21 protein-coding genes are annotated in these 23,750 nt (G+C 50.4%); 15 read left to right on the top strand and 6 right to left on the bottom strand.

All coding sequences use genetic code 11. The features are described 5' to 3' along the window. Positions 1-5: 5 nt before the first annotated feature. Positions 6-866: an SPFH domain-containing protein gene (locus VC28_RS14520; protein ID WP_049631270.1), complete on the bottom strand. Its 861-nt coding sequence runs from the start codon at positions 864-866 to the stop codon at positions 6-8. Positions 867-1,061: 195 nt separating this feature from the next. On the opposite strand from VC28_RS14520, the gene vapB reads away from it, so the two are divergent. Together vapB and vapC are read left to right on the top strand one after the other, a co-directional pair. Then, positions 1,062-1,292: a type II toxin-antitoxin system VapB family antitoxin gene (vapB, locus tag VC28_RS14515; RefSeq protein WP_049631269.1), complete on the top strand. Its 231-nt coding sequence runs from the start codon at positions 1,062-1,064 to the stop codon at positions 1,290-1,292. Then, positions 1,292-1,693 carry a type II toxin-antitoxin system tRNA(fMet)-specific endonuclease VapC gene (gene vapC / locus VC28_RS14510; protein ID WP_049631268.1) on the top strand — a complete coding sequence of 134 codons (402 nt, stop codon included), beginning with the start codon at positions 1,292-1,294 and terminating at the stop codon, positions 1,691-1,693. The genes vapB and vapC overlap by 1 nt, the downstream gene beginning before the upstream one ends. 117 nt (positions 1,694-1,810) lie before the next feature. Here vapC and ppk1 read toward each other — a convergent pair whose 3' ends face one another. Both ppk1 and VC28_RS14500 read right to left on the bottom strand, forming a co-directional pair. Beyond that, positions 1,811-3,871, bottom strand: a complete 2,061-nt coding sequence (ppk1, locus tag VC28_RS14505) for a polyphosphate kinase 1 (RefSeq protein ID WP_049631267.1) — start codon at positions 3,869-3,871, stop codon at positions 1,811-1,813. Between the two features lie 255 nt (positions 3,872-4,126). After that, the gene (locus VC28_RS14500) at positions 4,127-4,444 is read right to left on the bottom strand and encodes a DUF4156 domain-containing protein (protein WP_049631266.1); all 318 of its coding nucleotides are present in this window, start codon (positions 4,442-4,444) and stop codon (positions 4,127-4,129) included. A gap of 234 nt (positions 4,445-4,678) precedes the next feature. Here VC28_RS14500 and VC28_RS14495 point away from each other — a divergent pair, with 234 nt between their 5' ends. The 8 genes from VC28_RS14495 (at position 4,679) to VC28_RS14460 (ending at position 14,665) form a co-directional block, all read left to right on the top strand. After that, the gene (locus tag VC28_RS14495; RefSeq protein ID WP_049631265.1) at positions 4,679-6,862 is read left to right on the top strand and encodes a di-heme-cytochrome C peroxidase; all 2,184 of its coding nucleotides are present in this window, start codon (positions 4,679-4,681) and stop codon (positions 6,860-6,862) included. Between the two features lie 158 nt (positions 6,863-7,020). After that, the gene (locus VC28_RS20000; RefSeq protein ID WP_082191555.1) at positions 7,021-8,658 is read left to right on the top strand and encodes a serine hydrolase domain-containing protein; all 1,638 of its coding nucleotides are present in this window, start codon (positions 7,021-7,023) and stop codon (positions 8,656-8,658) included. Between the two features lie 16 nt (positions 8,659-8,674). Continuing rightward, a complete protein-coding gene (locus VC28_RS14485; RefSeq protein WP_049631264.1) occupies positions 8,675-9,514 on the top strand; it encodes a CPBP family intramembrane glutamic endopeptidase in 840 nt (279 codons plus the stop codon). Between the two features lie 198 nt (positions 9,515-9,712). Then, entirely contained in the window at positions 9,713-10,051 is a 339-nt protein-coding gene (locus VC28_RS14480) for a hypothetical protein (protein ID WP_049631263.1), read from the top strand. A gap of 110 nt (positions 10,052-10,161) precedes the next feature. Further along, positions 10,162-12,402, top strand: coding sequence for a DNA helicase II (uvrD, locus tag VC28_RS14475; protein WP_049631262.1), 2,241 nt, complete (start codon positions 10,162-10,164; stop codon positions 12,400-12,402). Between the two features lie 76 nt (positions 12,403-12,478). After that, positions 12,479-13,072 (top strand): nucleotidyltransferase domain-containing protein, encoded by a 594-nt coding sequence (locus tag VC28_RS14470; RefSeq protein ID WP_049631261.1) that lies wholly within the window; start codon positions 12,479-12,481, stop codon positions 13,070-13,072. Further along, positions 13,069-13,500 carry a hypothetical protein gene (locus VC28_RS14465; RefSeq protein WP_049631260.1) on the top strand — a complete coding sequence of 144 codons (432 nt, stop codon included), beginning with the start codon at positions 13,069-13,071 and terminating at the stop codon, positions 13,498-13,500. The genes VC28_RS14470 and VC28_RS14465 overlap by 4 nt, the downstream gene beginning before the upstream one ends. A 4-nt stretch (positions 13,501-13,504) precedes the next feature. Next, positions 13,505-14,665, top strand: coding sequence for a TRAP transporter substrate-binding protein (locus VC28_RS14460; RefSeq protein WP_049631259.1), 1,161 nt, complete (start codon positions 13,505-13,507; stop codon positions 14,663-14,665). Positions 14,666-14,702: 37 nt separating this feature from the next. Here the strand turns inward: VC28_RS14460 and VC28_RS14455 are convergent, their stop codons facing one another. The 3 genes from VC28_RS14455 to VC28_RS14445 form a co-directional block, all read right to left on the bottom strand. Next, the gene (locus VC28_RS14455) at positions 14,703-17,465 is read right to left on the bottom strand and encodes an LTA synthase family protein (protein ID WP_049631258.1); all 2,763 of its coding nucleotides are present in this window, start codon (positions 17,463-17,465) and stop codon (positions 14,703-14,705) included. A gap of 13 nt (positions 17,466-17,478) precedes the next feature. Then, positions 17,479-17,994, bottom strand: coding sequence for a hypothetical protein (locus VC28_RS14450; RefSeq protein ID WP_156184340.1), 516 nt, complete (start codon positions 17,992-17,994; stop codon positions 17,479-17,481). 111 nt (positions 17,995-18,105) lie between these two features. Next, on the bottom strand, positions 18,106-18,327 hold the full coding sequence (locus tag VC28_RS14445) for a hypothetical protein (protein WP_049631256.1): 222 nt from the start codon (positions 18,325-18,327) through the stop codon (positions 18,106-18,108). Positions 18,328-18,479: 152 nt separating this feature from the next. On the opposite strand from VC28_RS14445, the gene gmk reads away from it, so the two are divergent. The 5 genes from gmk to VC28_RS14420 all read left to right on the top strand — a co-directional run bounded on the left by gmk (position 18,480) and on the right by VC28_RS14420 (position 23,736). Beyond that, positions 18,480-19,097, top strand: a complete 618-nt coding sequence (gmk, locus tag VC28_RS14440) for a guanylate kinase (RefSeq protein WP_049631255.1) — start codon at positions 18,480-18,482, stop codon at positions 19,095-19,097. A 111-nt stretch (positions 19,098-19,208) separates the two neighbouring features. Further along, the gene (gene rpoZ, locus VC28_RS14435; RefSeq protein ID WP_049631254.1) at positions 19,209-19,460 is read left to right on the top strand and encodes a DNA-directed RNA polymerase subunit omega; all 252 of its coding nucleotides are present in this window, start codon (positions 19,209-19,211) and stop codon (positions 19,458-19,460) included. 97 nt (positions 19,461-19,557) lie between these two features. After that, positions 19,558-21,672, top strand: a complete 2,115-nt coding sequence (gene spoT, locus VC28_RS14430; RefSeq protein WP_049631253.1) for a bifunctional GTP diphosphokinase/guanosine-3',5'-bis pyrophosphate 3'-pyrophosphohydrolase — start codon at positions 19,558-19,560, stop codon at positions 21,670-21,672. A 61-nt stretch (positions 21,673-21,733) separates the two neighbouring features. Continuing rightward, complete coding sequence (locus VC28_RS14425; protein ID WP_049631252.1) at positions 21,734-22,117, top strand: RidA family protein; 384 nt, start codon at positions 21,734-21,736, stop codon at positions 22,115-22,117. Positions 22,118-22,221: 104 nt separating this feature from the next. Further along, positions 22,222-23,736, top strand: coding sequence for an FAD-binding oxidoreductase (locus tag VC28_RS14420; RefSeq protein WP_049631251.1), 1,515 nt, complete (start codon positions 22,222-22,224; stop codon positions 23,734-23,736). Positions 23,737-23,750: the final 14 nt, after the last annotated feature.

The following is a 23,750-nucleotide window of genomic DNA, read 5'->3' as shown; positions in this document are numbered from 1 at the left end:
GTCACCTATGAGTAGAGTGTTCCGGTGTTAATCACGGGTTTGGCTTGCTGGTCGCCACAGAGCACAATTAATAAATTGCTCACCATCGCCGCTTTGCGTTCGCCGTCCAATTCCACAACATCTTGCGCTTTTAATTGCTCCAAGGCATCGGCCACCATACCCACTGCGCCTTGCACAATAATTTTGCGCGCGGCGAGCACAGCACTCGCTTGTTGGCGTTGCAACATTGCTTGTGCAATTTCCGGTGCGTAGGCCAAGTGGCTCAAGCGCGCTTCCAATACATCCACGCCGGCTTTTTGCAAACGGTCTTGCACTTCATTTTTTAATTTCAGCGCAATCGCGTTGGAATCACTGCGTAGTGACAACTGCTCGTCTTCACCATTGTGTTCATAGGGGTAACTGGTTGCCAAATTACGCAGCGCGGCTTCGCTCTGGATGGTCACATAATTTTCGTAATCATCCACTTCAAATACGGCTTCGGCAGTGTCCACCACTTTCCACACAATCACCGCGGCAATTTCAATCGGGTTGCCGTTGGCATCGTTCACTTTCAAACGGCCGGATTCAAAATTGCGCACGCGCAAACTCACCGATTTTTTGCTGTACAACGGGTTAGCCCAACGCAGCCCGTTGTTGCGGTCAGTGCCCGCGTATTGGCCAAACAGCTGCAACACTTTGCCTTGGTTGGGCTGCACCATATAAAACCCGAACCAGCAGATAAACACGATAACCGCCGCCAACCCGGCAACAATTTTGATAGTGCCAGGTATCATCACGACCCCGGCTACCGTCAGCACTTGCAGTGCCAGCAAAACGACCAGCAGGAAGTAGCCTGAACCACTACGCGCTTCAACTTCATGAACCATGATCTTGCTCCTTACTTGGGTTTCCAATGGGTTTGTTATTGATGTTGATATCATTTAGATATCAATTTAATACCGTATTTGGATAAAGTAAATACAAAGGTGATAAAAAATAATCATGGGATATGCCGTTGACATATCCCATGAGCGATTTCAGAATGGGATATACCGCAGGTATCTACTAAAGGTGAGTAAAAAATGGAACGAGCAAGTATTTTCAAGAGTAACAAGAGTCAGGCTCTGCGGCTTCCAAAGCCGGTTGCTTATCCGGATACAGTGAAACAAGTGGATATTGTGATTCAGGGGCGCGCCCGGATCATCACACCTGCTGGCGAGTCTTGGGATAGTTGGTTTGACGGTGAAGGTGTTTCTGATGACTTCATGGCTAGTCGTGAGCAGCCTGATCATCAAGAGCGCGAGGCATTTTGATGTTGAAATACATGCTCGACACCAATATCGCTATTTACACGATCAAGAACAAACCCAGTGAAGTGAGAGAAGCATTTAAAGCGCACGATGGCCAAATGTGTATTTCATCGGTCACGCTAATGGAGCTGATCTATGGCGCTGAGGCATCCGCCGCCGTAGAGCGCAATTTGCGTGATATAGAAGGTTTTGCTGCGCGTTTGGAAGTCTTACCCTACGACAATGAAGCCGCAGTTCATACTGGGCAGCTTAGGGCAGAACTCAAAAAAATCGGTCGCCCTATCGGTCCCTACGATGAAATGATCGCTGGTCATGCCAGATCAAAAGGGTTGGTTGTTGTAACGAACAACATAAAACAATTTGAAAACGTTCCAGGCATCCGGCTGGCAAACTGGGTTAAATAACGATTGTGTTTTTACGGGACGGTTGGACATTACTGCCCAACCAACAAACTGCAGGTTTTAATGAATAAAGCTGACATTTTTCACCTTCTGCGTAATGATTTTTGGCGCGATTGATTTTTACGCCGTATGCGCAGACCAGCGCTCCAACAAAATGGCTTGTGCGTCTATGGGATCTTCGCCGTCTTTGGGTTGTGTGGGCAGGTAGCTGCCGTCTTCTTGTAGCAACCAGGCGTGGGTGTTGTCCTGCAGGTATAACTCCATATCTTCAATAATCCGGTCGCGGATTTTTTTGTGTTTGATAGGGAAGCAGGTTTCTACACGATGGAACATGTTGCGCAGCATCCAGTCGGCGCTGGAGCAAAATAATTCGGGGTTGCCGTTATTTTCAAAATAAAATACGCGGTGATGTTCCAGAAAGCGACCGATGATAGAACGCACACGAATATTTTCTGACATGCCTGTAACGCCCGGGCGCAATTGGCAAACGCCGCGCACAATTAAATCGATTTGCACACCGGCTTGCGATGCCGCGTAAAGCTCATTCACCAATTCTTCATCGTAGAGCGAATTCATTTTGGCGATGATGCGTGCTGGCAGTCCTTTTTCTGCGTGTTCTTTTTCGGTACGGATGCGTTTCACCATACCTTTATGCAAAGTGAAAGGCGCGTACAGCAGCGCTTCCATTTTTGATGCTTTGCCCATGCTCGATAATTGCAAAAAGATGCGGTAGACATCTTCACCAATATCTTTATCGGATGTGAGCAAGCCGTAGTCGGTATAAATTTTACTGGTGCGCGGATGATAGTTTCCGGTGCCCAGGTGAACGTAATAACGCAGCTTGCTGCTTTCGCGGCGTGCAACCAAAATCATTTTGGCGTGGGTTTTAAAACCCACTACACCGTAAATCACGTGAATACCAAAACGTTGTAAACGCTCGGCCAGTGCCACGTTTTGTTCTTCATCAAAACGTGCGCGCAGCTCGACAATTGCCGTGACTTCTTTGCCTGCTTTTGCAGCGGCAACCAATGCATCCACAATTGGCGAATTGGAACCAGTGCGGTACAGGGTTTGTTTAATTGCCAATACATTCGGGTCGGCAGCGGCTTCACGCAAAAAATCCACAACACATTGAAATGAATCAAATGGGTGGTGTAACAAAATATCTTGTTTTTGCAGTACTTCAAAATAGGAGTTGGTGCGCTTGGGCAATTTTGGCATTGCTTGCACAAAGGGGATGAAATAGTGCTGTTGGTCTTTGACCAGATCAAACAAATCGCTGTAGCGGTTCAAATTCACCGGGCCATTAATACGGTACAAATCGCGCTCTTTGATTTCGCAGCGCTGCAATAAAAACTGCTCCAACTCTGCCGGGCAGGTATCGGTAATTTCCAAACGCACTTCATCGCCATATTGGCGATAGGCCAGTTCACCTTGCACCGCGCGCAACAAATCGTCGGTCTCTTCTTCGTCGAGAAAAATATCCGAGTTACGCGTTAAGCGAAATTGGTAACTTTCTACCACCGTCATGCCGACGAAAATTTCGGCCATAAAAAAATGGATGATGGAAGAAATAAAAACAAAATTGCGGCCTTTGTTGCTGAGCGCTTCCGGCAATTCAATAATGTGCGGCAGTGAGCGCGGCACTTGTACGATGGCGCGGCCGGAGTTGCGGCCGAATGCATCTTTGCCGTCGAGCCGCACAATAAAATTCAAACTTTTGTTGAGGATGCGCGGGAATGGATGCGCCGGGTCAAGCCCAATCGGGCTGAGTACGGGCAGTACATCGGATAAAAAAATGTGTTTCAGGTATTGGATTTGTTCGGCTGTCCAATCTTCGCGGCGCAAAATCTGGATGCCTTGCTCACGCATCGCGGGCAAGACTTCGTTGTTGAGGATGCGGTATTGCTCTGCGACCAATTCGTGCGCGCGCAAAGAAATTTCATTCAGTGTTTGCGTTTGCGTCATGCCATCCGGCCCCTGGGTGGGCGGCGCATTGCGCTCCAGAATTTCTACCAGACCGCCAACGCGCACTTCAAAAAATTCGTCCAGGTTGGTGGAAAAAATACACAGGAAGCGCAGGCGCTCCAGCAGCGGCAAACTGCGGTTATAGGCTTGATGGAGAACGCGCTTGTTGAATTCGAGCAGGCTAAGCTCGCGGTTGAAATAGGCGTTAGACACCTTGTACCTCGTGGACACGATTATTAACCCGTAAGTGGTGCAGCCAGATTATGGCAATTTTGTGACAGAAATAAGACAGTAGATTGCTATTGCTAACACTAGCAAAGTTTTTTGATCCGCGGCGGGACGGGTGCAAAGAATGGAGCGTGGGGGAGGTAAAGAGAGAAGGGTGAGTATGAAGTGAGAGGCGTGAGTTTGAATGAGCCCGGTTGTGTTAAACCGGGCTAATGGCAAACGTGTTGGCGCGCTAAAGACTTAGTTGCACTTGTACACATCAAAGCTTTGGCGGCCGTCTTGTACCAAGGTTACCGGTACCACGGTATCGCCACCGAATTGGCTGGCTTCATTGCGCGCCATGTTGGTCAATTCAGTCGCTACTTTGTTTGGATCGCGCTTCATTGAACCAACGAAGTTATCTTTTACTTTTACGTTAACGGTGCGCACTTTGTCGCAGCTGCGCACGTTAGCGGCATTGGCAACGGCAACACTGCTGCCTTGTTCGCTGACTTTAACCCAGGTACAAGCACTGGTGAGGCTGGTGATTGCAACAAGTAATAAAGCGGTCTTTTTCATGGGATGTTCCTCGAATGTGGTTAAACAGTAATCAGGGGGCAAAAATGTGTGGCTACACTAATCGGAGCGCGCTCCGGTTGCAAGCCGCCGATCCGCACCCCCGCAGGCGAGAAGTAATAAGCTGTAGTGTTTATTTTGGCGTAAATCCTTTATTTTTTGGCGGCGGTATACCAGAGGGCTATCTTTACCCTCATCCATAACAAATAGGAAAATTATTAAAGAGGAGTTAATCCTATGGGCTCACATTCGTTTAGCCTGGGCAACCTGTTTTCCCGGCGCAATTTTTGGCGCTTGATCAAGCTGCTGATTGTCATTGCTATCCCTATGGGCATTGCATTGGCTATCGGCAAACTTTACCAAAGCTGGGACGATGATCCGGAGCGCGGGGCGATTGCCATTGAGAACGGCGCTTTTGGTGAAAGTTATTCCACACCGATTTACCTCGATCAGGGTTGGAGCGCGAACGATAGCCTCTGGTACTACAACACCACCCAGGGCTCGGCACTGATGCCCTACGATTTTTTTATCGCGCTTGAACAAGCGACATCCACTGAATTATTCCGCGCCAACAGTGTGATCGATAAATATCGTTACCTGCCGCAGAAGCCTACCTTTTTTAACCCCGATGGGCTGCCCGTCGGTTTCGTGAAAGAGTCTTATAAAGGTAAGGATTACGTCGGCTTTACCTGTGCTGCCTGCCATACCGGCCAGGTCAATTATCAAAATAAAGCGATCCGTATCGACGGCGGCCCGGCCATGGCGGATATGGTGGGCTTCCTGACGGACTTGCAGCATAGTTTGGATGTCGCCATGACCAACGGCGAGAAAAACCAGCGTTTTGTATCCAAGGTGCTGGAGCTGAATAACAGTTATGCCAATGCCGAGGATGTGCAAGCTGACCTCAAACGCTGGGCGCGCAAGATCCGCTTATATAACAACATCAACCTATCCAGTGTGGAATATGGCTACGCGCGCCTGGATGCGTTCGGGCGCATTTATAACCGGGTGCTTGAGCATGTTATCAGCCGTAAACAACTGCGCGATGTACTGCTGGGAATGACCAAATCCGATAGCGACAGTGACAGCGATCTGCTGACCAAAGCGCAGGTCGATAAAGTGCTTGAGGGCATCAGCGAAACCATTATCGGCGACTTACAGTTTGCCAAAATTATCGACCGTTTGATGTCTGACAAAGAGGGCTATCCGGCGCTGGGCATGGCGGACATGAACCGCATCAAGCAGCAGATTTTCAATGAACCCAACGCACCGGTGAGCTACCCCTTCTTGTGGGATATCGTGCAATCGGATTATGTGCAGTGGAATGGCTTGGCCAACAATGCCGGGGTAGGCCCGCTGGGGCGCAATACCGGTGAGGTCATTGGCGTATTTGGCATACTCGATTGGGAGGCGCACAAACGCGGCTGGCGCTTGTCGTCCTGGCTGACTGGCCAAAGCAGCAAGAGCTACCAGATAGAATTCACGTCATCCATCGATCTGGTAAATCTCTCGCGTCTGGAATCCCATCTGGCGAGCCTGACTTCGCCCGTCTGGCCGACGCTCACCAAAGAGAGCCTGGAACAGGATCACGCCAAGGCGATTTTCGGTGAGTTGCCGGAGTGGAAAATCGATAAAGACAAGGTGCGCCGCGGCCGCCGTTTGTATGCCGAGTACTGCGAATCCTGTCATGAGGTGATTGACCGCACCGACCGCGACCGCATCGTTGTGGCCAATATGTCGAGCCTGAAGGCGGTGGGAACTGACCCGGCCATGGCGCAAAACAGCGTCAATTACACCGGCTATTCGGGCAATTTCAAAAACACCTACCAGACGGAAAGCGTTGGTGCTCTTGTCATCAAAGACCGTGCGCCGGTGGTGCAGATCCTTACGGCAGCGACTATGGGCGAGGTGGCGACCGAGCCTGATCCGGATAAATGGTGGCCGCGCCGCACACTGGATTGGCTGTATATGATGGCGAAATCCTTCTTTGATAATAAAATCAAAGCCAGTGTAAAATCCGGCAATTACGACCCTGACACCACCGCTGAGCCTTATAAATCGCTGCTATCCTACAAAGCGCGTTCACTCAATGGCATCTGGGCGACAGCCCCTTACTTGCACAATGGTTCGGTACCCAGCATCTATGATTTGTTATTGCCGGTGAAACGCGCCGGTGATCCTGATGATGGGCTTTATCGTCCAATGCAATTCGAGGTTGGTAGCCGCGAGTTTGACCCACGTAAAGTCGGGTTGCGCACTGAGGGTTATGAGGCTTTCACGTTCAAGGCGGACAAGCTGGGCGATTTCAACAGTGGCCATGAATACGGCACTGTGCATGCTCCGGCGGTCAATGGCCAGCAACAGAAACCGCTGACCGACGATGAGCGTTGGGATTTGGTGGAATATATTAAAACCCTGTAAAAAGGGCGGATAGGGAAAGGCCACGCCACGGTTGGAGTTGCTCCGGAGTCGTTCCGGGCAGCCTCACCCGTGGCGTTTGTGTATTCAGCGCCGTATTTTTAGACGCCATTTTGATGGCCATCTGCCGTAATGGCCTTTAACGAGTTATCTGCCCGTTTATGCGATCAACAATAAGTAGTAAATCCTGTTTTCTGGTGCGCAAGGCCACCTGTCTTGCCCTGATCTTGTTATGTGGATTGCAAGGCGCACAGGCATCGGGCGAAAAGCGCGTGACTGTGCCTATCGCACTGCCCTTTCAACTAAAGTCCAGTGCCAGCAGTGCTGGGTCTTCGGTGGCGACCGCCCCTATCCAGACGCTGCAAACCACGGCGTTTACCCAAACAGTTGCAGCATCGTCATCACCGGCGCAAGCGACCGCCCCTGTGGTGTCATTGTCTGACAGTTCGCTAGCCAGCTCGCTTGCCATTGCCACGGCGACCCCCGTTGCTTCTCTGGCGGCCAGCTCTGTCTCTGCCAAACCGGCGGCCCAGCCGGTAAAAACCCAAGCGGCTGCTACGGCCAAAACGCAAACCTCCGCGGCGGCCAAACCTGCACCCAAAGCGGAAGCGGCTAAACCAAAGCCCGCTGTAGCAGAACCGGCGGAACCGGCACGTACCATTCCCATCATTACTACTGCACCGATCAAAGCGCCGCGCTATCCAGCCGGGCACCCCGAGGCCTTTATCGCTGAATTTGAAGATTATGTCGCCAAGAAAGTCGCGCCTTTTGTGCCGGGTGTGGCCATAGTGGTGGTGTCGGGCGGGCAAATAAAATCCTTGCAGGGCTATGGTGTGCGCCGCGCAGGTACGCGTGAAAAGGTCACGCCGGATACCGTTTTCCGCCTTGCCTCTCTCTCCAAACCCTTTGCTGCCACCGCCGCCAGTGCGCTGGTCAATGAGGGCAAAATCACCTGGGATACCACGGTCACCTCGGTGTTGCCGGATGTCGCGTTTAAAAATGCGCGCTATGGCAAGCAGCTAACGTTACGCCATGTGTTGTCTCAGGCATCGGGTTTGCCGCGCCATACCTATACCCACTTTATCGACGAGAATATGAGTTACGCCGATGCCGTGCGGCGCTTGCGCTACGTGAATTTCGTCTGCCCGCCGGGCAAATGCTTCGCCTACCAGAATGTCAGTTACAGCCTTGCGGGCGATATGATCAAAAAGAAATCCGGCGTCAGCTTTGAAAAGTATGTCGGCCAACATGTATTTGATCCGCTCGGGATGACCACCGCCTCCTATGGATTGGCCAATTACAATGCCTCGCCTAACCGTGCATCGCCCCACATCAATAACGGCAGCCGCTGGATTCCCACCTCAGTGACCGGCAATTGGTATCGCGTTGCGCCGGCGGCGGGGGTGAATGCCAGTATTGTCGATATGTCGCGCTTTTTGCTCGGGCAAATGGGCAAGCGGCAGGATGCACTGCCGCTGTCGATACTCAACCCCATCCAAGCGCGTGTGACCAAAAATACTCCGGCGCAGAATTATTACGGTGTGCGTAAAGCCGTGGGAAATACTGCTTATGGTCTTGGCTGGCGCGTGTTTGATTACGGCCGCTACAAGAATTTTGTCCATCACGGCGGCCACGTAAAAGGCTTCCGCACCGAGATGGTGTTCAACCGCGATCTGCAAATCGGCATGGTGTTCCTGAGCAATTCGGAAACCCGCCTCGCGCGCGATATTATTTTCCGCTTTATCGACAGCTATGAGCGTGCGCAGGTTGCCGCGCGTGAAGCGGCTAAAAAGAAATGACCGGGACGCGCGGAGCATGAATCCTGTCGCCGTGCTGGTAGCGCAACTGCATCCGCGCCAGATTTTGCGCGCGCTCGATGACATAGATGCAGCCGCACCGTCGTACACTCTGGATCGCCCCGCTGCATTGCGGCGGGTGGTTTGGGTGTTGGCCTGTGTATCGGTCAGTTTGCTGGTGCTGCACTACGCCAAGTTTTCCACCCATCTCCATGCACTGTTGGTGTGGCTGGGCGATGGCCATCGCTATCTGGATGCATTGCAAGCCAGCGGCTGGTTGGAGCTGTGCGGTTATCTCTGGTGGACCGCTTGCCATCTGCTCACGTTTATCATCCTGCCGTGGTTGGTGATCCGTATCGGTTTCAAACAGCGCATGCGCGATTTTGGCTGGCGTTGGAACCAGGTCGGCGAACACTGGCGCGGTTATCTGTTGCTTCTCAGCCCGATTCTGGTGTTTGTGGTGCTGGTGAGTTTTGGTGAGGATTTCGTCAACCATTATCCTTTTTACGACCATGCAGGGCGCAGCTGGCTGGATTTCTTGTTGTGGGAGATGCTCTACATGAGCCAGTTTGTGTTTCTCGAATTTTTCTTTCGCGGTTTTATGCTCAATGCCCTGCGTCCGGCCATGGGCGCAAACGCGATTTGGGTGATGTGTGTTCCCTACATGATGATCCATTTGCCCAAGTTGCCACTGGAGGCAACCGGTGCCATTTTGTTTGGCTTGTTTCTGGGTATCCTCGCCCTGCAATCCCGTTCTATTTGGGGTGGCGTTCTGGTGCATGCCGGTGTCGCCTTGAGCATGGATGTCGCTGCACTGCTGCGAAAACAGGAAATTCCTGGATCATTTTTTCCCTTCTAAAACGCTGCTTATAACCCATCGCTAGATTCGTTTTTTTTCACATTTGCGAGCCCCAGTGAAATCAAAGGCTTGTCGTTTAAACACGCTTTTTTGCCCAAAATAAGGTCAGTATCAACCGAAAAAGCGTGACTTGAATCACGAAGTTTTGCTGCTAGAGTCTCAGATACCCTTGCAGCCTGACAGCGGGAGGAGAACAACATGGCTCACTATTCTTACAGGGCAAATCTCACAATAGTGTTCACACTGGTTGCATTGATGGCCGCTGTATCGGCCAATGCAGCACTGTTGGATTGCACCCAGTCGCAAGTGGTTTTCTCTAATGAGGATTGTTTGGCGGCGGGTAGTTTGTCACGTGGGAATAGTACTTATGGCGTAACCGAGGTGCCTGTTCGGGCACCGGTTGCCGCCCAGCCCAGCGATTTTCAGGTAAACCAGAACGCCACGAGCGATATCCCCGGTTCGGTACCTCTGATTGGTTTTATCTGTGCGCTACTGATGGTATCGCTGATCAAGGCGCGGGCGTTTAACACCAAGTAGCTTTTTCTAACACCCTATAACTGTCGCCAGCCATCGCTAAAAACAATGATGGCCATATGTATATCTAGCCAGTAAAATCGCCAGATCCTTTATTTTGACTGGCGCTGGTTATGGATGTTTCCCTGCTCTTAGATTCTCTCAACGATGCCCAACGCGAGGCCGTTTCTGCACCGGCCACTAACCAGCTGATCCTCGCGGGGGCGGGTAGTGGCAAGACGCGCGTGCTAGTGCATCGCATCGCCTGGCTGATTCAGGTGGAGCAGGTATCGCCCTATTCCATTATGGCGGTGACATTTACCAACAAGGCTGCGCGCGAAATGCGCAGCCGATTGGATGAGCTTTTCCATAACACGCTGCCGACTGGCGGAGGCCATCACCACATCAACAGTCGTGCGATGTGGGTCGGCACTTTCCACGGACTTGCGCACCGCCTGCTAAAAGCCCACTGGCAAGATGCCAACTTGCCGCAAAATTTCCAGATTCTCGACAGCGATGATCAACTGCGGCTGATCAAGCGCGTGTATCAGGCGCTCAATATCGATGAAAACAAATGGCCGCACAAACAGGCGCAGTGGTACATCAACGAACAAAAAGACGAAGGCCGCCGCCCGCAACATATTCAGGAAACCGGCGATCCATTCGTGCGCACCATGCTGCAAATTTATCGCGCCTATGAAGAAGATTGCCAACGCGGTGGCATGGTGGACTTCGCTGAAATTTTATTGCGCGCCCACGAGCTGTGGCTCAATAAACCGCACATACTCGAACACTATCGCAACCGTTTTCCGTTTATGTTGGTTGACGAATTTCAGGATACCAACGCTGTGCAATACGCGTGGTTGCGTGTGCTTGCCGGTAAAACCTCGTGCGTAACCGCAGTGGGCGATGACGATCAATCCATTTACGGTTGGCGCGGCGCAAAAATTGAAAACATCCAACGCTTCTCGCAAGATTTTGCGGGCACACAAGTCTATCGCCTCGAACAAAATTACCGCTCTACCGGCAATATTTTGCAAGCCGCCAACGCGGTGATCAAACACAACGCTGGTCGTTTGGGCAAAGAATTGTGGACCGAAGGTGATAAAGGCGAACCCATTTCGCTCTACGCCGCCTACAACGAACAAGATGAAGCGCGCTTTATTGTGGAGCGCATCCAAAGCTGGTTAAAGCAAGGCAACAAACGCGATTCGGTAGCAATTTTATATCGCTCCAACGCCCAGTCGCGGGTGCTGGAAGAAGCGCTCTTGCGCGAGGCAATTCCCTATCGCATTTATGGCGGTTTGCGTTTCTATGATCGCCTCGAAATTAAAAATGCGATTGCGTACATGCGCCTCATCAGCAATCGCCATGACGATGCTGCCTTTGAACGCGTTATCAACACACCTACACGCGGCATTGGCGGCAAAACCGTAGACGACATCCGCCTGTTTGCGCGCGATCAGGGCTGTTCACTCTGGGCTGCGACAGAGCAAATGCTCGCGCACAAAGTGTTTGCGGCGCGCGCCGGTAATGCAGTACAAACCTTTTTAAATTTGATTATCAAACTTGCGAACGATGCTCACGCATTTGACGACCACGGCGAGTTGCCCGCGCTCGATGAAATTGCGCGCATGGTAATTGAAGACACCGGCTTGCTGGTATTTCATCAAAATGAAAAAGGCGAGAAAGGCCAGGCGCGCGGTGAAAACTTGCAGGAATTAATCACCGCCTGCCGCGCATTTGATGTTGATGAAAACAACGATGACATCACCCCGCTGCAACAATTTCTGGATACCGCCGCACTCGATGCCGGTGAAACCCAAGCCGATGAATTTGAAGAAGCCGTGCAATTAATGACGTTGCACTCAGCCAAAGGTTTGGAATTCCCGCTAGTGTTTCTTGCTGGCGTGGAAGAGGGGTTATTCCCGCACAAAATGTCGGCCGATGACCCGGATCGTTTGGAAGAAGAGCGCCGCCTCTGCTACGTGGGTATCACCCGCGCCATGCAAAAATTATTTATCAGCTACGCCGAAACCCGTCGTTTATACGGCAATGAAACCTTCAATGCCGTATCGCGCTTCGTCAAAGAAATTCCACCGGCGTGCATTGAAGAAGTCCGTTTAAAAACCGCCGTCACTCGCCCGGTCAGCTTCCAGCGCACTTCCTTACGTGAAAACCAGCGCGAAAACCTGAGCGACAGCGGCGAAGACACCGGCTTCAAACTCGGCCAACGCGTCACCCACGCGATCTTCGGTGAAGGCGTTATTTTGCAATTCGAAGGCAAAGGCCCCAACGCCGTCGTACAAGTCAAATTCGAAAAAATCGGCACCAAACGCTTGGTAATGCAGTACGCGAAATTGCAGGGGTTGTGATCCAGAAGCTTGGGTGTAGCCAAAAAAGCTACAAATGTAGCAAAATAGGCTACACCTGAGTCTTGAGGGCGCTTATATGGCCTCCCCTATTGCCGAACTTCTTTTTAGTGACTATCGCCGCCGTGTGTTGGGGTTGCTGTTGATGCAGCCTGAGCAGGCTTACCATGTGCGCGAGATAGCGCGTCTTACACAAACCCAGCCGGGCACCTTGCATAAGGAGCTGAGCCGTTTGGCAGAGGTAGGGATTCTGGAAAAGATGACCCAAGGAAATCAGGTCAGCTACCGGGCTAACCGGCAGTCGTTGGTATTTGAAGAGCTGGCCAGTATAGTGCGCAAAACCTCTGGGCTGGCGGATGTGCTGGCGCAGGCTTTGTTGCCTTTAGCGGGGCAGATTGAGCTGGCTTGGGTATTTGGTTCTGTTGCCAGTGGTAAGGCGGGGCTGCACAGCGATATTGATTTACTGGTGGTTGGAAGTCTGGGTTTTAGTGAACTGGTCAGTGCAATCTACCCCTGCCAGTCCTTATTAGGGCGGGAAATAAATCCCAAGCTTTATTCTCCCGATGAGTGGAGTAAGGCACTCAGTGAGAATTCGGTGTTCATTCGGGAGTTGTTTGAAAAACCGGTTATTGAAATTATTGGAACAAGGAATCTAGTCAGGAGACATGCATGACATTGGACAATTTGGTAGGGATGAGCCTGGAAGTAATAGCACCAGACCCGTTAACAATTCGTCGGTTGCTGGAAGCAGCACAACGTAATTTGCAGGATGCAAAGTTGATCCAACTGAGTAATGAAAACCGGTTCGATGTGGCTTATAAATCAATAATGCAAATTGCCAATGCGGCTCTTCAAAGCCGAGGTTATCGCACCTTGACCAGTAAACCGGGCCATCATCAAACCATGATCCAGACTTTACCAAAGACGCTGAACATCTCTCACACTCAGATAATTATTTTGGACGCTTTGCGTAAGCAGCGAAATGTTGCGGATTATTCCGGTGATTTGGTAACGGATGCTGCAGTGAATGAATGCATTATTCAAGCTGAAGCATTGTGGAAAATAATAGAAACAAAAACCTCTTTGCTAAACGAAAAATAACACTATGAACAATAAATCTATTAATTGGTACCCGCTGGTTATCGTTGTGTTGATCGCGGCGTTTGCGGCGACATTTGCGGCCTTGGTGTTGGAGAAATCCAAACCAAAAAAAGCGGCGATACAAACCGTGGCGAGTGAGCAACATTCGTCAGCCGTTTCTACACAAACCTATCACTGGAAAATGGTGACTTCCTGGCCGAAAAATACGCCTGGCCTTGGCGTGGGCGCGGAGAATGTTGCGCGTGTAATTAATGAAATGTCGGGCGGGCGTTTACAAATCCATGTGTACGGCGCAAATGAATTGGTGCCTGCGATGGGGGTGTTTGATGCTGTGTCTGCAGGCAGTGTGGAGATGGGGCACTCAGGTAGTTATTTTTGGCGTGGCAAGGTACCAGCGGCGCAGTTTTTTACCTCTGTGCCGTTTGGTATGAACGCGCAGGAATTGTATGGCTGGATTAATCACGGCGGCGGTTTGGAATTGTGGCGAGAAATTTATGCACCGTTTAATTTGATTCCCTTTCCGGCGGGTAATACCGGTGTGCAAATGGCGGGGTGGTTTAACCGCGAAATAAATTCAGTGAACGATTTACGCGGATTAAAAATGCGCATCCCCGGTTTGGCGGGCGAGGTGTTTAATCTTGCTGGCGGCACTTCAGTCAATATTCCCGGCGGTGAACTTTATACAGCGCTGCAAACCGGTGTGATCGATGCCGCTGAATGGGTCGGGCCGGAAAATGATTTGGCGTTTGGTTTTCAGCAGATCGCTAAATATTACTATTACCCGGGTTGGCACGAGCCGGGGCCGTCAATGGAGTTGATCATCAACAAAACCGCGTTTGAGAGTTTACCTAAAGATTTGCAAGCTATTGTGACTTATGCCGCGCGTGCGATGAGTCAGGATATGTTTGACAGTTACACCGCACACAATAGCCGCGCGCTAAAAGAATTGGTTGATAAACAAGGTGTGCAAATTCGCAAATTGCCAGATGAAGTGTTAAAGCGCTTTTATGAAATTTCGCAGCAGGTGTATGAACAGCAAGCCGCGAAAGATCCGCAATTTAAAAAGGTTTATGAATCCTATAAGCATTTTATGCGTGATTCGGCTGCCTACCAGAAAATATCCGAGCAGACCTATTACGAGGTAAGAGATTCATTATCCAAGTAGCCCTCGGATAAACCTTCATCAAAAATCTGTTCTGCACTTATGGATTCGCATCTGCCACCGGCTTTATGGTGGCAGGTGGCATCAAACCAAAAAATGCCGGCGTGGACTGATCGAACAGTGCATCGAAATTAGCGTGTTTGTAGAGCTGTCGCGCTATTTTTTGTTGTTCGGTCAAAGGCACCTGTTGTTCATTTGATAAAACCTGTGCGCGCGTTGGTCTGCGTAAAAAGCGCGAGTCTTGTAACTGGCTAACCACTTGTTGCAAACCGCTTGGGTTCAATCCTGCCAGAGTTATGACTTCTTGACCCAATAATGAAACTGTCATTGAGCTGGCCAGTGGCGTGGACAGAGGTTGGTTGCTCCATACAAGATAAGGAGTTGAAAAAAACTCCTGAAATTGATCGTGCATAGTTTCTGTTTTAAAACCCGCCTTGTGATAGATAGAATAATTTTCTCCAAGAATAGGCAAGTGATCACCGTAAAACACAATAATGACTGGCGGCGCATTTTCTTCGCTATAAGTATGGATGAGTTCTTCCAGTGCCAGACGTGATTCGCGCACACCGATAGAGTAGGTTTTGATAGCCTGTTGCTCTTCTTCCGTTAGCATTGGCAACTGTTCCCAATCAATCGCGACATCGCGCAACGACGAATAACGCTGGTCAGTAAACGGCGCGTGGTTGGCCATAGTGACGGCAAAAATAAATTGCGGTTGTTGTGCCTGCTCAATCCGATCATAAACCACATTGTTTATGGCGCGATCTGTTACATACAGTTGATTTTTTTCTGCATCATCGAAGGCGCTGATATCCAAAAATTCCTGGAAACCAAGTGATGGGTAGGCTTTATCACGGTTCCAAAACCAACCGCCATTGGGATGAATCCCCAGCGTGTGGTAATTGGCTTGCTGTAATCGCCAGCCAATACTGGGAATCGGTTTCTGAACGTAATGAACAAACGGTACTGTCGCGTGCGGTAACAATCTCATGGATAAACCGGTGAGAAATTCAAACTCACTATTCGCAGTACTGCCACCAAAGACCGGAACTTCCACATAGCCTGTTTGGCAATATCCAGTGTAGTGTTTACAAATGGTCGATAAATTTCCGGGCGATCCATGAGGAAATAACTCGCTGTGCAATAAGCCTGGATCCCAAAATGCTTCTGATTGAATCGCAATAATATGAGGCCGGGGTTGATGTGTAATCTGCTGAGGTTGTACGTGAATATCTTGCAGGTCGATATTTATTTGTGTTGCCAGGGCTGTAATGGATTGTTTGGAAAAGCCTTGTGGTGGACGTATGTAAAACTGCTGATAGCGGAATAAAAATCCGGTAACAAAACCAATTTTTTTATACAGGCCTGCACTGTCACCACTTTCCCATGCATTGGGGACTTTTTCATCCAGAGACCAATTTCCTGGTTGTAATAACCAAAAAATAGCCAACAAAGAAAGTGCCCCGCGCATACCAATCCATGGATTTCTGTTGGCAAGTCGTTTTGCGAAGCGCCAGACACCTAAAGAAAATACAGACAGCAGGATAAAAAGTGCAGAAAATATCAAAAACGCTTTTGCTGTTCCGACAATAAAGACTAATGAATCCAGGGCTTGATTAATCAGGTTTAAATCGCTGGGCACCAGAGGAACGCCAAGGTATCGCGTTTTTATTTCGCTGGTGACCGAAAAAAGTCCTGCCAAAATAAACAACATGATTGTTGCTGCGTGCCAACTTAAAAAAGTGCGCAAGCTACAATAAATTAAAAAGATAGCGCCATAAGCTATTGCGGCGAAAAAAATTGAATCATGTACCCAATACAAAGCGGCTTGAATCGACCAATACCGGAGCGGTAATTCAATAATCAAAAAAGTCAGCGTTGTGATGAGCAGGATACGCAATGCGGCAAGTGATAGAGCAAGCAGAGTGCTAATGCTCCGTGATTGGTTCAAACGCTTCCACAGGGGAGCATCGCCTAAAGCAGAGTTGAGGGAAGCAATTTCATGTGCATTATTGTTTTGGTTTTGTGTGCCGCTAATCCAATCAAGCCATCCGCTTATCCAGGCCCACAATGTGGTAGCCGAATGCGTTGCTGACAGCAATACGATCAAAGCGCCTATCAAGATGCAAAACAAATACTTTACTAAAAGACGGGTGTCTGCAAAAAAAGGCGGAGACCAGTGGATGATTATGGATGTAAAAATCAAACTGATATAAAACCAGGATGTGGGTGTACTGAATACGCCGGAAATAAATGAATGCCATGGTATTTTTTTATCGAGGAGAAAATATCCGGCAGTTATAGTAATAGAAAGACCGACAAGATAAAAAGAATTATGGCGAGTAGCTAACGCAATCATCAATACCAGCAAAAATACAGGCAACAATAAGGATCGCCAGTGCATTAGGCTTTTTAACTGGAAATGGTGGAAAATAATAATTCCACTTAGTGACATTAATGCAGCACCAGCGAATAGCCCTGCGCCTTGTGGTTCCAACCAGAAAAATGCCTGCGCATGGTCAAGAATCGGGTTTTGAAGTGGATAGTTAATTAGTTGAAGTAAGAGATAAATGATCAGTATTTGCAGTAATAATGCGTTGCTTCGTTGCGGGTTAAGCTGTTGTTGTAGATGCGTTCCGATCAGTATTGCGATCAGCAGATTGCCTAGATGTGTTGCTATCCACAGGCTGTAGTTAATCCATTGAATGCCTGCGGTTGTCCAGTGGTAAATCAAATGGGTGCAAACCAATAAAAAAAGTAAGCAGCCAGACCAACTCTGTGGCGGTGTTAAAAATCGTTTCATAAGCGCTTGTGATTCAGTGCGTGATATTCACGGTGAACAGTGTTCGCTGCGATAAAAAAATAGGTGAACCTTGATCGGTGTGTAGTGCGTAATTTTCAAAGGGATATAAATAGGCAACGACTTCGTAAATGCCAGGTGTTGCGTCAGCGGGCGTTGGGAGTGAAATCCGGTCATTAAAAACCATACCACCAGTAGAGATAGATGCATAAGGCTGCCCACTGGTTTGTATGCTGGTGGTATCCAGAAGCGCAAGATCCTGTTGCCGGTTGCGCAATCGATAAGAAATAGTATGACCTGCGGGTAGTGGCTCCAGCAGCCACCAGCTCACGACAAATTCAACATTGCGCCCGCGCATAATATTTTCGGGAGCGGGAATGACACTGACAAGTTGCGCCTGATTGCCAAAATTAACGCGGTGAATTTCTGCTGCAGGTTGATTGATAAGTGTAAACATCCAGATGAGTGCAATCACAATCGCAATAATGAATGTTTGGGTAATGCGCTGTTCGAGTCCTGCGTGTAGTGACATGTCCTTACCTGTAAATCGTGTATGCCAAAAAATGGAATCATTAAAATAATTGTCATATTTTTGTAATGGTGCCATTTTTTGCAACAGGACGTAAACCTTTCACGGTTCGGATTATTCCTCCTGATGTTCTTGCGCGGTAATTTCCACCAGTGTCGCTATGCCGTTACTGCGCAGTTTTTCCATAAGCTGCGCAAGGCGTTCAACCTGTGCTGCATCCAGTTGTTCGCCGTGAATAAAATCCAGGCGTTTTTTAGCAACTAACTGGCGCACATATTCAGGGCGCACACGCAAACGTTCGGCAGTTTGGGTAATTGAGAGAAGTTGACGCAACATTGGCTGACTCGCAGGCAGGTGGACAATAGCGCTACTATGGCACAGAGCAGGATGTATGGTTAGTGAAACAGGGGTTATTGCAATCCAATGTGCGAGAGGGGCGTGCTGTGCCATAATTTGGTTTTTCACTTTTCTGCGAGCAGGTTTTGTCCATGGCTAATCTCGGTACTCTCTACACTGTTTCCGCCCCTTCGGGTGCGGGCAAAACCAGTCTTGTCAGTGCGCTGGTCAAATCCAACCCGGAAGTCTGCGTATCGGTGTCCCACACCACACGCCCGATGCGCCCTGGCGAAGTGGATGGTGTGAATTACCATTTTGTCGATCATGCCACCTTTGAAAAGATGCTAGCCGAGGGTGCTTTTCTTGAGCATGCGCGGGTGTTCAGCAATCTTTATGGGACCTCGCAGCAATGGGTGGTTGATACCTTGAACCAAGGCATTGATGTAATTCTGGAGATCGATTGGCAAGGCGCGCAGCAAGTGCGCAAGCTGATGCCGGGTACAGTGAGTTTGTTTATCCTGCCGCCATCACTGGCCTGTTTGCGCCAGCGCTTGACCGGCCGTGGGCAAGACGACGAATCGGTAATCGAGGCGCGCATGAGCGAGGCGATCAGTGAAATGTCGCATTATGTTGAGGCCGATTATCTGATCATCAACGATGACTTTACCGTCGCACTGGCGCAGTTCCAGGCGTTGATCACCAGCCAGCATATCCGCCTTGCGCGTCAGGTTGAGCGCCATAGCCAGTTACTTGGCGACTTATTGGCTTAAATTTGTCCATGCGCGGTTGGCAGAGTGACGCCCGCTGACGCATAATAGCCGACCGGATTGCAGCACAGCTGCGTTTACCCTCGCGTTTGTTTTTATAGAGCACACAAAGTTATGGCACGTATTACCGTTGAAGATTGTTTGGATCACGTTGATAACCGTTTTGAGTTGGTGATGGTTGGCAGCAAGCGCGCGCGTCAATTGGCGATTGGTGGTAAAGATCCACACGTTGCGCCAGAAAATGACAAGCCGACTGTAATCGCCCTGCGCGAAATTGAAGAAGGTTTTATCGACGCCAGCATCCTGTTGGAAAAAGATACCCTGCCACAACCCAAGCCTGAGCGCGTGTACGACAACGAGATTTAAATTTCCAACAACTGCCTCCATCTTATGAATAGATGTATGGCAGTTGTGCTGTTGGACTGGCCGGACCAAACCCCGGCCAAAAATTCCGGAGAAAGGCGTGCAAACCATCGAGGCCCTTAGCCATCGGCTTTCGTCTTATCTCGAACCTTCCCAAATCAATTTGGTGAAGCGCGCCTACTTCTACGCCGAACAAGCCCACGACGGTCAAAAACGTCGCAGCGGCGAAGCCTACATCACCCATCCTCTTGCCGTAGCCGACATCCTCGCCACCATGCATATGGACCATCAAAGCCTGATGGCCGCCATGCTGCATGATGTGATTGAAGATACCGGCATCAGCAAAAAAGCGATTGCCGGCCAATTTGGCGATTCAGTGGCGGATTTGGTTGATGGCGTGAGCAAACTCACCCAGATTGAGTTTGAATCCCACGCGGAAAAACAGGCGGAAAACTTCCAGAAAATGGCCTTGGCGATGGCCAATGACCTGCGCGTAATTCTGGTTAAACTTGCCGACCGCCTGCACAACATGCGTACCCTGGGTGCGATGCCACCCGATAAAAAGCGCCGCATCGCCAAAGAAACGCTGGAGATTTACGCGCCTATTGCCCATCGCTTGGGGATGAATGAGGTGCGTTTGGAGCTGGAAGACCGCAGCTTCTACTGCATGTATCCACTGCGCGCGACGCGCTTGCAAGCCGCACTCAAAACTGCGCGTGGTAACCGCAAGGAATTGGTTGAGCAGATCCAGACTTCGTTTGAAAAGCGCCTGCAGAAAGACAATATCACCGCGATTGTGATCGGCCGCGAGAAGCACTTATTCAGCATCTATGAAAAGATGCGCCAGAAGAAAAAGTTCTTCAAAGAAATTATGGATGTCTATGCATTCCGCATTATTGTCGATTCGGTAGACACCTGTTATCGCGTGCTCGGTGTGGTGCACAACCTGTACAAGCCGGTGACGAGCGAATTCAAAGACTACATCGCCATCCCCAAAGCTAACGGTTACCAGTCGTTGCATACTGTATTGGTCGGCATGCACGGGGTGCCGATTGAGGTGCAGATCCGCACCAAAGAAATGGATGAGATGGCCAATAGCGGGATCGCCGCCCACTTCCTCTACAAGTCCAACAGCGACGAGCCGGTCAACGCAAGCCATAGCCGTGCGCGCCAATGGGTGCAAGGCTTGTTGGAAATGCAAAAAAATGCGGGTAACTCCCTCGAATTCATCGAGAACGTGAAGATTGACCTCTTCCCCGATGAAGTCTACGTATTCACCCCCAAAGGCAAAATTGTGGAGTTACCGACTGGTGCAACACCGGTGGATTTTGCCTACGCCGTGCATACCGACATTGGTAATACCTGCGTGGCGTGCCGTATTAATGAGCGCATGGCTCCGCTGTCGCAACCCTTGTTGAGTGGCCAAAAGGTGGCGATCATCACCGCGCAGGGTGCACAGCCTAATCCTAACTGGTTGAATTTTGCGGTATCGGCAAAGGCGCGTTCGGCCATCCGCCATTACCTCAAGCATCAGCGCCATCACCAATCAGTGGCGTTGGGCAAGCGCATGCTCAACCGCGCCTTGGGTGAGATTCACATGGATCTGGATCACCTGAGCGATGAACAGCAGCACAAGATTCTCTACGGCACCCAAGTGGATTCCATGGAGAAGCTGTACGAGGAAATCGGTTTGGGTAACAAGGTGGTTTATTCGGTCATCAAGCTGCTGCAGCCGGATGCCGAGGTAAAAGCCCGCGCTGGTGCGATGAATTCGGCGATTACCATCGATTCTGCTGAAGGCATGATGATCAGCTTTGCCCGCTGCTGTCGCCCGATTCCGGGCGATCCGATTATCGGTCACGTCAGTTCCGGTAAAGGGTTGGTGATCCATCAGGATACATGCCGCAATATCGCTGAAATCCGCAGCTACCCTGACAAAATCAGCCAGGTAAACTGGGCGGCGACTGTCAGCGGCGAGTTTTTAGTGGATGTGCGGGTTGAAGTGGAAAGCGACCGCGGCATTATCGCCACCCTCGCCACGCGCATTACCGAGCAGGGTGCGAGCATCGAGCACATCAACGTGCACGAGCGCGATGCCCACAACAGCGTGATTCATCTCTGCGTCGGTGTACACAACCGCATTCACCTTGCCAATATCATGCGTCGCATCCGCAACCTGAGTTTTGTGATTCGCGTGAATCGCAGTAAAAACTAGCCATAATCCTCTATACTTTCGCTCTTCTTTCTTTTTTAAACACTCCCACAAAGGTTATCTCATGACCAATAAAGCCATTATTCACAGTGATAACGCCCCTGCCGCTATAGGGACTTATTCTCAAGCCGTGAAGGTAAACCATACCGTTTATTTGTCGGGCCAAATCCCGCTGGATCCCAAAACCATGCAAATGGTGGACGGCGATTTTGCAGCCCAGGCGCATCAGGTGTTTAAAAATCTGGCAGCGGTATGCGATGCCGCCGGTGGTGGTTTGAAGGACATCGTCAAGCTCAATATCTACCTGACGGATCTGGCCAATTTCCCGATTGTGAATGAAGTGATGGGTCAGTATTTCCAGCAGCCCTATCCCGCGCGTGCGGCAGTCGGCATCAACCAGTTGCCGCGTGCAGCCTTGATTGAAGCCGATGGCGTGATGGTGCTCTGATCCATATTTACAGGTAAAAACTATCAATAATCACTACTACAGCTCTGGAATCCGATAAGCACAGGTGTTTGCAAACACCGATAACAATACGGGTAAGAGTGATTATGGATCGTCGGCAATTTCTTGTAGTGTCCCTTGCGTCTGCTGCCTTGACCGCCTGTGGTGGTGGAGGCGGCAGCGATAGTTCTGGTGGTAGTTCTTCTTCTGCGAGCGATATTTGGTCTGACCTGGATAACCAGTTGGCGGGCACTGTGCTGCGCCCCGGCAATAGCCAGTACGATAATTTTCGCCCTGTTTTCAACACCCGCTTTGATAGCATCAAGCCCGCAGCGGTAGTGCGTTGTAGCAATGCGCAGGATGTCCAGAAAGCGCTCGCTTTTGCGCAAACCAATAAGCTGCCATTGGTGCCGCGTTGCGGTGGTCACGGCTATGCGGGTTATTCCACCAGCGAAGGCGGCATTGTGCTGGAGCTGGGGCAGATGAATGCGATCAGCGTTGGCGAAGGCACTGCGGTGGTGGGTGCTGGTGCCAAACTGGTGGATGTTTATGACCAACTGACCGCCAAAGGTGTGGCGATCCCGGCAGGCAGCTGCCTGAGCGTGGGGATTGCAGGCCTTACCCAGGGCGGCGGCATCGGCATTGTTGACCGCGCCTACGGCCTGACCTGCGATAACCTCCTCTCCGCTGATGTGATCTTGGCTGATGGCCGCATGGTCACCTGTGATGCGAATAACCATGCCGATCTGTTCTGGGCTTTGCGTGGCGGCGGCGGTGGCAATTTCGGCGTAGTGACCAGTTTTACGTTCAAAACCCACACCACCAGCGATATCACCACCCTTGAAGCGTATTTCGACTTCAACGATTTTGTCGCGGTAATGACAGCCTGGCAGGCGTGGCCAGAGACGCTGCCCAACCATATTTGGGCGCAGGTCATTCCCGGATGGGATAGTCGATCAGCCGCTCCGTCGGTGTACGTCCGGGCATTTTGTATTGGCTCCCAAGCGGAGATGGACATCTACTGGCAACAATTCCTGCTTGCCGCCAAAGTCACTCCACTCTTCAAAACCCAATCGACCAATAGCTACCGCGATACCATGCTGGGCGGCTGCGCGGTTAATCCGTCCGCCTGCTATGTGGCTGGTTATGACCCCGCCGGGCGCGCCCAGCGCAATGCCTTTGCCGCAAGTTCCGACTTCTTCCATGAGCCGATTGATGAGGCAGGATTGCTGGTGATGAAGCAGGCCATTGCCGACAGCTTTGCCCAAGGTAACTACGGCATGATGATTATGGATCTGATGCGCGGTGCGATTGATGACATCGCAGCCGATGAAACCGCATTTATCCATCGCGGTGCTTTGTTCAGTATCGAGTACTACACCTACTTCGCCGCAGGAACGTCTAATGCGACGGTGGATAAAGCGCAAACCTGGGTAAACAATTTCCGCCAGATCATGAAGCCCTGGAGTAGCGGCGGCGCTTATGTGAATTACATAGATCCGCTCATTAGCGATTGGTCACAAGCCTATTACGGTGCCAATTACCCGCGCTTGCAACAGGTTAAGGCGACCTATGATCCCACCGGTTTCTTCAGGATTCCCCAAGGGGTAAAGGCGAGCTAGAACGATGTGGTTAA

Source organism: Cellvibrio sp. pealriver (assembly GCF_001183545.1).
Lineage (GTDB): Bacteria > Pseudomonadota > Gammaproteobacteria > Pseudomonadales > Cellvibrionaceae > Cellvibrio.
The sequence above is the reverse complement of the archived record's forward strand: the minus strand, read 5'-3'. Positions and strand labels throughout refer to the sequence as shown.